Origin of the sequence: Clostridium collagenovorans DSM 3089 (genome assembly GCF_900130005.1) — a bacterium.
Classification (GTDB): Bacteria; Bacillota; Clostridia; order Clostridiales; family Clostridiaceae; genus Clostridium_D; species Clostridium_D collagenovorans.
This window is the reverse complement of record NZ_FQXP01000011.1, coordinates 29,084-41,329: the sequence shown is the minus strand read 5'-3', so window position 1 is coordinate 41,329 and position 12,246 is coordinate 29,084. Positions and strand designations below refer to the sequence as shown.

The 12,246-nt window shown below is 30.2% G+C and carries 8 protein-coding genes and 1 riboswitch; all 8 genes read left to right on the top strand.

Annotated elements, in window-relative coordinates; translation table 11 throughout:
- Window positions 1-87 precede the first annotated feature (87 nt).
- The 8 genes from rbsK to BUA48_RS12700 all read left to right on the top strand — a co-directional run bounded on the left by rbsK (window position 88) and on the right by BUA48_RS12700 (window position 12,236).
- Window positions 88-996, top strand: coding sequence for a ribokinase (gene rbsK, locus BUA48_RS12735; protein ID WP_072832451.1), 909 nt, complete (start codon window positions 88-90; stop codon window positions 994-996).
- Between the two features lie 341 nt (window positions 997-1,337).
- A riboswitch (cobalamin riboswitch) is annotated at window positions 1,338-1,518 on the top strand.
- Between the two features lie 199 nt (window positions 1,519-1,717).
- A complete protein-coding gene (locus BUA48_RS12730; protein WP_072832450.1) occupies window positions 1,718-2,857 on the top strand; it encodes an ABC transporter substrate-binding protein in 1,140 nt (379 codons plus the stop codon).
- Between the two features lie 122 nt (window positions 2,858-2,979).
- Entirely contained in the window at window positions 2,980-4,008 is a 1,029-nt protein-coding gene (locus BUA48_RS12725) for a FecCD family ABC transporter permease (protein WP_072832449.1), read from the top strand.
- Window positions 4,005-5,204, top strand: coding sequence for an ABC transporter ATP-binding protein (locus tag BUA48_RS12720; RefSeq protein WP_242944351.1), 1,200 nt, complete (start codon window positions 4,005-4,007; stop codon window positions 5,202-5,204). Before BUA48_RS12725 ends, BUA48_RS12720 begins: the two co-directional genes overlap by 4 nt.
- A 17-nt stretch (window positions 5,205-5,221) precedes the next feature.
- Window positions 5,222-6,364, top strand: coding sequence for an adenosylcobinamide amidohydrolase (locus BUA48_RS12715; RefSeq protein WP_084666326.1), 1,143 nt, complete (start codon window positions 5,222-5,224; stop codon window positions 6,362-6,364).
- Window positions 6,357-10,148, top strand: a complete 3,792-nt coding sequence (gene cobN, locus BUA48_RS12710; RefSeq protein ID WP_072832447.1) for a cobaltochelatase subunit CobN — start codon at window positions 6,357-6,359, stop codon at window positions 10,146-10,148. Before BUA48_RS12715 ends, cobN begins: the two co-directional genes overlap by 8 nt.
- A 38-nt stretch (window positions 10,149-10,186) precedes the next feature.
- Window positions 10,187-11,188 carry a radical SAM/SPASM domain-containing protein gene (locus BUA48_RS12705; protein ID WP_072832446.1) on the top strand — a complete coding sequence of 334 codons (1,002 nt, stop codon included), beginning with the start codon at window positions 10,187-10,189 and terminating at the stop codon, window positions 11,186-11,188.
- A 22-nt stretch (window positions 11,189-11,210) separates the two neighbouring features.
- Window positions 11,211-12,236: a magnesium chelatase ATPase subunit I gene (locus tag BUA48_RS12700; RefSeq protein ID WP_072832445.1), complete on the top strand. Its 1,026-nt coding sequence runs from the start codon at window positions 11,211-11,213 to the stop codon at window positions 12,234-12,236.
- Window positions 12,237-12,246: the final 10 nt, after the last annotated feature.

The window sequence follows — 12,246 nt, the reverse complement described above, 5'->3', positions numbered from 1 at the left end:
ACTTGTATAAATATGTTAGTCTATAAATATGTGAAAAAGTATAAGAGAATTCTTGATATAACTTACATTCATCAGGAGGTATATGTTGTGAAAAAAATATGTGTTATAGGAAGCTTAAATATAGATTTAGTAGTAAAAGTTGATAATATGCCTAAAAAGGGTCAGACATTAATAGGAAGCGATTTTAATGAAGTTCCTGGTGGAAAAGGAGCTAACCAAGCTGTTGCAATGGCTAGACTTGGTGGAGCTGTAAACATGATCGGAAAAGTTGGTGCAGATGGTTTTGGTGTTAGATTAATGGAACAATTAAAGAATAATAATGTTAATACTAATTATATAAGTGTAGAAGAATGTGCTACTGGAGTTGCTATGATAACTGTTGATAAAAATGCAGATAATAGTATAGTAGTTGCACCTGGAGCTAACTTCAAGGTAGATAAAGAATATATTGATAAAAGTATAGAAGCAATAAACTGTAGTGATATAATAGTTCTTCAACTTGAAACACCTTTAGAAACTATTAAATATGCATTAAAAAAATCAAAGGAGTTAGGAAAGTATACTATATTAAATCCAGCTCCAGCAGTAAAATTAGAAGATGAACTTATTGCTAATGTTGATTTACTTACACCTAATGAAACGGAATTAGAAATTTTAAGTGGTGTAGAAATAAAGAGTGATGAGGATATAGAAAAAGCTGCTAAAACTATGATTGAAAAAGGTGTTAAAGAACTTATAGTAACTTTAGGTTCAAAGGGTAGCTTATATATCAATAAAGATAGAAGCATATTTAAGAAGTCTTACAAAGTAAATGCTGTAGATACTACAGCTGCAGGAGACAGTTATACTGGGGCTTTAGCAGTAGCGTTTGCAGAAAATAAATCTATAGAAGAAGCTATGGATTTTGCATCAAGAGTTGGAGCATTAACAGTTATGAAAGAAGGAGCACAAAGCTCATTACCAACTTTAGAAGATGTGTTAAAATTTGAAGTTTAAATAATAAAAAGATATAAAATTTAAGAACAGACAAGAGGTCTTTACGTAATAAAAGTTTATTATGTGGAGACCTTTTTTATATTGGAATTTACTTAAAAGAACTTTTGCAGTAGCAATGTAAAATGGTTAATAATTGTAATTGTGCGAAATATATTTTATAATAATTAGCTCCTAAATAGATAAATTACCGCTTATGTATAGATAAATAAGATCTAATATTCAAGATTATATATGCAGTGATTTTAGGCATTATGAAAAGTAAAAAAGTACATTTTTAAAAATTATAAAAATTTAAAATATATTGAAAAATTGGTCTAATTAGAATATAATGAAGTAGTTAATTGAATAAGGATGTTTTTGGTACTCTATCAAGAGTTTAATAGGGAAAATGGTGAAATACCATTACAGCCCCCGCTACTGTAAGCGAATACAAAGTGATATACCCACTGGAATTTATATTCTGGGAAGGATCACGGAGGATAAGTCGCAAGTCAGGAGACCTGCCTAAAGCATACATACATAAAAGATTTCGGAGGGAGGTCAGTGTGAACACATAAAAGATTATAAATATGATTTTTTGTCATACTTATGATTTTATTTATGATGAGAACAACGTTAGTCAACATAGCTTCCTTTTATTAAAGGGAGTTTTTTTATGCGCAAAAATATATTTTGTAGCAACTAAGAGGCTAAAAAGCTAAATTAATTGGAGGGTCATATTTTGAAAAATACCAAGAGTTTATTAAAGAAAGTCATGTCTTGTTTTTTAATTTCTACAATGTTACTTGTGGGGGCAGTTGGATGTGGAAATGATGGAACAAAGGCTGAAAATAAAAGTGAAGTTAAAGAGAATGAAAAGCTAGAATTAAAATATGCTAAGGGATTTAGTATAGAGTATTTAGAAGATGGACTAAAGAAAGTTGTTGATGGAGAAAATAGGACTTTAATATTAGTTCCAGAGGGAAAAACTGTTCCTGAGAAGTACAAAAATGAAATAGTTATTAATACGCCAATAAAATCAGTATACATAGCATCCACAACTCAAGCATGTTCATTAAGAGCAATTGATGAACTAGGTACTGTAACAGCTGTAGATACAAAAGAATCTAACTGGACAATACCAGAAATTAAAGATGGGATTAAGGATGGAAAAGTTACATTTTTAGGAGATGCAAAGAATCCAGATTATGAAAAGTTAGCGACTTTAAAACCAGATTTAACTATAGTTTATACTGGGCCTTCAGGACAACATGATTTAATTGCTAAATTAGAAGAATTAAAATTAAACTACGTTGTTGATAATGAATATATGGAAGATAATCCATATGGAAGAATGGAATGGACTAAATTAATTGCTGCTTTTTATAATAAAGAAAAAGAAGCAGGAAAACACTTGGATGAGGCTGTTAAAAAGGTAGAAGAAGCATCTAAAAAATTAAATACAAGTAAAAAGCCAAAGATAGTTTGGGCTATGGTAAGTAAGGGAACTGTTTATGTGCCAAAGAAGGACTCATATGTTGATAAAATGATAGAGATGGCTGGGGGAGAGAATGTATTTGATAGCATGGATGTAGGAGATGGAAAGATCAGTTTAGAGCAATTATATGAAAAAGCTAAAGATGCAGATATTTTCATGTACTCTTCTACAAGAAATTATACTCCAGATCTTCAAGCGATTTTTGAAAAAGCTCCATTGTTAAAGGATATAGATTGTGTTAAGAACGGAAACATGTGGGTATTCCATGAGGACTATTGGCAGTCTATAGATAAGACTGATGAAGTAATAATAGATTTAATGGAAGTTTTATATCCAGGACAAACAGGAGAACAGGTAAGACACTTTTTAAATTATAAAGAATAGATAACATAAAATTTCACTGAGGAATGTGATGATTTAATAAGTTATATAAGTAACTTACTTCTTCATATTCCTCAATTTTTTAAATAAGTATTAGGAAATATTATGAATTGGGAGTTAAATAAATGGATTTTATAAAGAAATCAAAACTTAGAGTTAGGATTACATTTATATTATTAATAATAACTTTAGTAGTGGCGTTTTTATTTTGCATAGGATTTGGTTCTGTGAAAATAGGAATTAAAGAAGTGGTAGAGATATTATTTAATAAAAATAATATTGATAATACTTATAGCACTATAATTTGGAATATTAGATTTCCAAGAGCTCTTGCAGCTGTATTAGGTGGATGTGCTTTAGCTACAGCAGGCCTTTTATTACAAATCTTTTTTAAGAATCCTATTGTTGAGCCATATGTACTAGGTATATCATCAGGATCAACATTAGCTGTTGCTCTTATAATGTTAGGAGGATTTTCTTTAGGCTTTAAAAGTATATCGGCTTTAACTATGTTTTTAGCTGCATTTTGTGGATCTCTTATAGTAATGGTAATAGTAATTATATTCGCTAGAAAAGTAAAAAGCGTTGTTACATTACTAGTTATTGGGCTTATGACAGGATATATATGTAGCGGAGTTACTAATATCTTGACAGTTTTTGCAGATAAAGAAAAAATCCAAGGATTCACTATATGGACTATGGGAAGCTATTCAGGCTTCACTTGGGAACAGGTAAGAGTTTTGTGCATAATAGCAATTCCAACTTTAATTTTAAGCTTATTTTTAGTTAAACCACTTAATGCCTTTTTATTAGGAGAAGAATATGCTAAGAGCATGGGTGTTAATATAAAGTTCTTTAGAGTTTCAATTGTTACTATAGCAAGTTTATTAGCAGCAGGAGTAACTGCTTTTGCTGGCCCTATTGGATTTATTGGACTTGCAGTACCACAGATTTCTAGATTGGTATTTAGAACCTCAGATAATAAGATACTTGTACCAGGAACCATACTTTTAGGTGGAATAGTTTCTTCACTTTGTGATTTGATTTCAAGAACAATTTTATCACCAATGGAATTACCTATAAGCTCAATAACAGCATTTATAGGTGCACCTATAGTTATTACTCTTATATTGAGGAGGAAAACTTCAATATGATTATGTTAAATACAGAAAACTTAAATGTAGGCTATGGAAAGAAAATAGTTGTTGATAATGTAAATATTCAAGTTAATAGAGGGGAAGTTCTATGCCTTTTAGGAGCAAATGGTGCAGGAAAAACAACAACTTTAAGAACTTTATCAGGATTACTAAAACCTATGGGTGGTAAGGTGTTTTTAAAGGGACAAGATATAGATAAAATTAATAAAAAGGAATTAGCTAAGAAGTTAGCTTTAGTTTTAACCAATAGATTTTCAGGCAGTTTAATGACCGTATATGATATTGTTGCCATGGGTAGACATCCTCACACAGGATTCTTTGGAAAACTTACAGAGGATGATACAAATAAGATTTTCAGTGCTTTAGAAATCGTAAATGCTAGATATTTAGCAGAACGATATTTTGATGAGCTTAGTGATGGTGAAAAACAAAAGGTACTTGTTGCAAGAGCCTTAGTACAAGAGCCAGAAATAATTATTTTAGATGAACCTACCACACATTTAGATATAAAACATAGATTAGAACTTATGGATATTTTAAAAACCTTAAGTAAGAAGAAAGATATAGCGGTTATACTTTCTTTGCATGAAATTGATATAGCTTTAAAAAGTTGTGATAAAGTCATGCTTATAAAAAACAATAAGGTTTTAGCTTATGGAGAACCAGAGGATACTGTGGATGAAAATATTATAAATGGTCTTTATGGACTTAATGAAAATAACTTCAATAACCTTTTAGGTTCTGTTGAATTAAGCAATTTAATTAAAAAAAGAGTTTTTGTAGTGGGAGGCAATGGAATGGGAACTCCTATATATAGAGCCCTTACTAAAAAAGAAATAGGAATATGTTCAGGTGTATTGCATGAGAATGATATAGATTATGAAATAGGTAGAACCATAGGAATCAAGATGACTACTATGAAAGCTTTTGAAAGTATAACTACCAATATATTTAATAAGGCTTTAGAGGATTTATATGAGTCCGAAGTTCTTATAGATTCTGGTTTTCCAGTAGGAGAATTAAATATAAAAAATGTAGAGCTTGTAAAAATAGCTTTAAGTAAAGGTAAAAAGGTATTTTCTTTAAGAAACATAGAAGAAGGAAAAGAAATTTTCAAGGATTTAAATAAGCAAATAATATACAAGCGTGATATTTCTCAAATTATTAAAGAAATAACTAAAAAAGATATGTAAGTATAGGAGTGATTATGGTGAGGATATATAAATTATCTACAGGTGATGAAGTACATAGATATAGTAAAAGTGTAGTTGTACAGTTTAAGGGAAAAAGGGGAGTTTTAAGCACATCCCCTTTTAATGGTGGTTACCAAGAAAACTTACAATGTGTATTTAATTATGATTCTAAGCCAGGAGCAGGAATGGCATGCACTATGAAGGCTCCTACTTATGAAGAGCATATGAAAATAATAGCTAGGGAAATAGAATTAGATCCAAGTATTTGCGCAGGTATTTCTACAGCCGCTCAAATGGAGAATTTATCTATACAAAGTGAAAGTTATGATGATTTTACAGTTACAGCTTTAGTTACAGGTGGAATTGAAGTTAATGGTGGAAGAGTTGGAGATAAGGCATCTTATCATGAAAAGCAAGGTAAAGCTATACAGGTAAAGGAAGGAACTATAAATATTATATTAATTATTGATGCAGATTTACCGGCACCTACTATGGCTAGGGTATTAGTGACTTGTACAGAAGCTAAAACTGCTGCAATTCAAGAGTTAATGCTTGGAAGTAATTATTCAAGAGGATTAGCTACAGGTTCAGGAACAGATGGAACTATAATTGTAAGTAATAGTGAATCAAAAGTTCATTTAACTAATGCAGGTAAGCATTCTAAGTTAGGTGAATATGTAGGAAGAGTAGTAAAAAAAGCAGTTAAGGAAGCTTTATATCTTCAAACAAAGGTATGTCCAGAGTATCAATATAGCTTATTAAAAAGAATGAAAAGATTTGGAGTTAATGAAATAGATATAATTAAAAAATATAAAGGTCTTTATGAAGGGCATTTAAAATCAATGGGAAAAGAAGAGCTTACAACAGTAGAATTTATGCATAATCTTCATAAGATAGATAAAAATTCAGAGGTTATAACTTTATCTTCAATTTATGCACATTTAATAGATCAATTTGATTGGGATATGCTTAAAAGTGAGGATGTTATAAAAGAATGTAATAATATTTTAAATAGATTAGGGAAAAAAGAAGGCGAAATTAATACTTCACATGGTTATATAAAAAATATTAAGCAAAGTAAAGAAGAGCTTATTAATGAAATTATAGAAATGTATATTACAAAAATATCTTTTATAGTGGGATGTGAAGAGTATGTTTAAAATAGTTTTTTTAACTACAATGTATGATTCAAATTACATAATAAATAAAGTAAGCAAAAAACTTAAAGATGAATATGGGAATCTATTTAGCTTTAGAAGTTTTTCAACTTATTATATGGATAAGGATGAAGAGGTATTAGAAGAGGCTTTTAATGAAATAGAAAGTAGTAATTTAGTTTGTTATTTTGCTCATGGAGGAGTGAATAAATTCAAAAACTTCACTGAGATGATGAATATTTTTGGTGAAAGTAAGTACTTTTTTATGCACTCAGGTATGGAAGATGAGGCTAAAGAACTTATGAGAAAATCTAACATGCCAGAGGTCATTTTCAATGGAATGTTAAGATATTTCTTAAATAATGGGGAAGAAAATATAGAGAATCTTATAAAATTTGCTGCTAATAAATTAGGAAGTGTAGATATAGAATATGGAAAATTAGTATTCCCACAGTGGGAAGGAATATATTATAAGAAACAGATATTAAGTAAGGAAGAAGAAAAGCAATTTTTAAATAGAATATATGAAGAAAATAAACTAGTAATAGGTGTACTTTTTTATGGAAACTTTATGCATAAAAACAATTTGAAACATGTGGATTGTGCAATAGAGGAAATTGAAAAACAAGGAGTAAATGTACTAGCTGTATTTACTCATACAAGTAAAGATGAATCCATAGGGGCAAAGGGTATACAATGGAGCTTTGAAAATCTGTTTACCTTCAAAGAAAGGTTACTTCCAGAGGTTATTATTAACTTTATGGGAATGTCAACTAGTATATTATCTACTCCAGGTGATGGAAATAGCGTTGTTGATAAAAGTATATTTGAACAACTTGATATTCCAGTAATTCAAGCTATGACTACATATCAAAGCTATGAAACTTGGAAGGATAGTGTGCAAGGAATAGATGCAATGTCACTTACGAGTAATGTTTATTATCCAGAGTTTGATGGACAAATAATAAGTGTTACTACTAGTTATGCAGAGTATGAAAGTGATGATTGTGGTGATAGGATTGTGTACAAGCCTATAGTAGAAAGAATTAATAAGGTAGTTAGATTAGCTGAAAATTGGATAAGACTAAAAAGAAGTAAGCCAGAGGAAAGAAAAGTAGCTATAATTTTTCATAACATGCCTCCAAGAAACGATATGATTGGATGTGCTTTTGGACTTGATACTCCAGCTACAGTTTTTAATATAGTTAATGACCTTAAAAAAGAAGGAGTAAAACTAGATTATGACTTTAAAAATGGTGATGAAATAATTTATAGAATTATAGAAGGTGTATCTAATGATAAAAGATGGCTTACAGCTGAACAAGCTTTAGAAAAATCAATTGATATTATAGACAAAAATAAATATGAGAGTTGGTTTAAAACTCTTTCATCTAAGGTTCAAAATGAGATGAAAAGAGATTGGGGAAAGGCACCAGGAGAGTTTTTAGTATTTGATGAGAAAATGCCTATACCTGGTATTCTTAATGGAAATGTATTTATTGGATTACAGCCTTCCAGAGGTTTTATAGAAAAAGCAGAGGAAGCTTATCATAGTACAGATTTAGTTCCTCCACACCAATATTATGGTTTTTATAAATGGATAAAAGAAGACTTTGGGGCTCATGTAATTGCACATATAGGAACTCATGGTACCTTAGAGTGGTTACCAGGAAAAGAAGTGGGATTAAGTAATGAGTGTTACCCAGATATTATGATAGATGATTTGCCACACTTGTATCCTTACAGTATAAATATAACAGGAGAAGGAATTCAAGTTAAAAGAAGATCTAATGGAGTAATACTATCACATTTGATAGCTTCTATGACTTTAAGTGAGGGATATGATGATATATCAGAATTAGATGATTTAATAAAACAATATTATCAAGCTGTCATTATGGATAATGGTAAAATGCCAATTATTAAAGAAAGTATAATAGAGCTTTGTATAAAAAATAAATATGACTTAGATTTAAAGATTGATAAGAAGTATATGGAAGAAAACTTCTCGGAGTTTATGAATAAAATTCATGCTTATATAGAGGAGCTAAAAGGAAATTTAATAAAGGATGGACTTCACATATTTGGTCAATGTCCTAAGGAAGAGAGATTAAACAATTTAATTTTTGCTTTATTAAGAATTGATAGTGAAAATATACCTTCAATAGGAAGGGCTGTAGCTGAGATTTTTAATTTAGATTTTAACTACATGAAGGATAATGGAACTGAAATAAATTTTAATGCAATTACTAATTATATGATACTTGATGATATAACAAAATTAGCTTTAGAAATAATAAATAATTTCTCCTTAAAGGATTTTGATTTATGTATTATAGATGAATGTTTAAATTTAACCTTAAGTAATCATAAGGGAGTTTTAAATAATTTCATCAATGAGTGTAACATAGATTCACAAAAATCTATAAAAAAGCTTATGAAATATATAAGTAATGTTATGCTGAAAAAATTATATGCAACTGAGGAGGAACTTATAAATTTCTGCAAGGGAGCTCGAGGAGAATTTGTAATTCCGGGTAAATCTGGATGTCCTACTAGAGGTAATATAGATATATTACCAAGTGGTAGAAACTTTTATTCCATAGATCCTAATTGTGTTCCCTCAAGAAGTAGTTATATTGTTGGAAGTTCCTTAGCTAGTGATCTAGTTACTAGATATTTGAAGGATGAGGGCAAATATCCAAATCAAATAATGATTATAGTTTATTCTGGTGAAACTATGAAAACTAATGGGGATGATATTGCGGAGATTTTAAACTTAATGGGAGTTAAACCTATATGGTTAGAAGGAACTGATAGGGTAATAGGTTTAGAGGTGATTCCTCTTGAGGAGTTAAAGAGACCAAGAATAGATGTAACACTTAGAATAAGTGGATTGTTTAGAGATACCTTTCCTAATTTAATAGAACTTATAGAAGAAGCTGTTACTTTAGTAAGTCAATTAGATGAGCCAGAGGAAATGAACTTTATAAAGAAAAATATAAATGAAGAAATAAAAGAGCTTATAGAGGAAGGTATTTCACTTGAGGAAGCTACAGAAATATCAGGATTAAGAGTTTTTGGATGTCCTCCTGGAACTTATGGAGCAGGTATTTCCCAATTAATAGAGAGTAAACAGTGGAAAGATAATGATGACTTAGGAAATTCCTATGTTAATTGGAGTGCTCATGCTTATAGTAAAAAGCTTCATGGAAAGAAGCTAGAAAATACTTTTATAACTAGACTTTCCAAAACAGATGTTACAGTAAAAAATGAGTCTTCTAAGGAAATTGATATGTTAGAAAGTGATGATTATTATAATTATCATGGAGGAGCAATAGCAGCTGTTAAAATGGCTAAGGGAGAGTATGCTAAGGCATACTGTGGAGATGCCAGTGATCCTTCAGATACTAAGTTAAAGGATATAAATGAACAAACAGCCTTTATTATGAGATCCAGAATCCTCAATCCAAAGTGGTTCAATGGATTAAAAGAGCATGGATATAAGGGGGCTCAAGAAATTTCAGCCATGGTGGATATTGCTTTTGGTTGGGATGCCACATCAGAGGTAGTAGAAGATTGGATGTACGATAAAATCTGTGATGCTTATGTGCTTAACAAGGAAAGAAGAGAATGGATTAATGAGGTTAATAAGTGGGCTATGCATAATATGAGTGAAAGATTGCTAGAAGCCAATCAAAGAGGTATGTGGAATACCACTGATAAAAGATTAAAAGAGCTTAGAAAAGTTTATATGAATACAGAGGGAGAATTAGAGGATAACTAAAGAATCTCCACAAAAACTATAGGAGTGTTTTAATAGATTTGAATAATTCAAAGGGTAGAAAAATAAAATATTTAGTTTTATGGTGTACTAATAAATGTAATTTAAATTGTTCTTACTGCTATGCAAAAGATAACTTAGGAAAGGAAGATATGAGCTTTAGTATAGCTAAAAAAGCTATTGATATTTTAGAGGATGAAGGAACATTAATACTTGCAGGGGGAGAACCTTTAATTAATTTTAAATTAGTTAAAGAGATTTGTACTTATATAAATAAAAATAATAAAAAAGTGAAAATAAATATACAAAGTAATGGTACTTTAATCAATGAAGAAATAGCTAAAGAACTTAAAAAATTAAAGGTTGGCATTGGAATAAGTTTTGATGGAAAACCAAGAATAAACGATTTAAATAGAGGATGTAGTGCAAAGGTTATTAAGGGAATAGAGAATTTAAGAGAAGAAAATATATTAATTAATGTAAATGCCGTAATTACTAAAAGTAATGTTAAGGAATTGAGTTCACTTGTAGATTTAGCTTATTATCTAGAAAATGTTAATGGTATAGGACTAGATTTGTTAAGAAGTGAAGATACAACCCTTAGAACTACACCTAAGGAAGTTTATAAGGCAATAAATGAGGCGTATGAAAGAAGTATAGAGTTAGAAAAATTAACAGGAAAAAAAGTTTTTATAAGAGAAGTGGAAGATGCTAAAAGAAGAATTAAAACTTCTTATGTATCTTGTAATTACTGCTATGCATCTAAAGGACAAGCAGCCGTCGTTATACCTAATGGAGATATGTATTTATGCAGTTCTTTAGTTGGAAAAAAAGAATATTTTTTAGGTAATATAGAAGGATCATATGAACTCAGAGCTTTAAAAGATATAGAATTCGAAGAATGTAAGCAGTGTGAGTATTATGATAGATGCAGAAAGATATGTCCTTCTAGAGGGATAATTAACAATGTTGAAGGGGTTATATCTAAGGAAGAATGTGCCTTAAGAAAGGCATGTTTTTCAATAGTGGAAAAGAGTTGCTAAGGGAAAAGGAGAGTTATAGAGTATGAAGAGAAAAAATGTTTATCCATTTACAGCTATTGTAGGTCAAGAGAGGATGAAAAAAGCCTTGATATTAAATATAATTAATCCTGAGTTAGGTGGAGTTCTTATAAAGGGTGAAAAAGGAACTGCTAAATCAACAGCAGTTAGAGCCTTAGCAGAATTATTACCTGAAAGAGAAGAGGTCAAGGAATGTGTTTTTGCATGCGCCCCTAAGGATAAAGGAAATTTCTGCAGTGAGTGTAGAGAGAAAATGGATAAAAATCAAGAACTTCATGTTACAAAAGGAAAAATGAAAGTCATTGATTTACCAGTAAGTGCAACAGAAGATAGGGTAGTTGGTACTTTAGATATAGAATATGCCATAAAGAATGGTGAAAAGAAATTTGAAAAAGGAATATTAGCACAAGCAAATAGAAATATATTATATGTGGATGAAGTAAACCTTTTGGATGATAGTGTTGTGGACATACTATTAGATTCAGCAGCTATGGGAGTTAATACCATTGAAAGAGAAGGAATTTCATATTCTCACCCATCACGTTTTGTTTTAATTGGAACAATGAATCCAGAAGAAGGAGATTTAAGACCTCAACTTTTAGATAGATTTGGTTTAGTTGTAGATGTGGTAGGAGAAAAAAATGCAGAGAAAAGAGTTGAAGTTATAAAAGGAAGATTAGAATTTGAAAAGGATAGTGACAAATTTATAGAGAAACAAGAAAAAGCTCAGGAAGAGTTGAGAAATAAAATAATAAATGCAAAGGAATTGCTTCCTAGGGTGGAAATAGATGAGGAGCTACTATTTAAAATAGCTAAACTTTGTATAGAATTACAAGTTGATGGTCATAGAGCAGATATAAGTATGATAAAAACAGCAATTACTATAGCTGCATTTAATGGAAAAGAGAAGGTTACAAAAGAGGAGCTTATGGAGGCTAGTGAATTAGTATTACCTCATAGAATGAGAAAAAGACCATTTGAAGAAAATAGCTTTGACTTTGAATTAGTAAAAAGGATTATCGAAGAATAGGAGAGAGGGA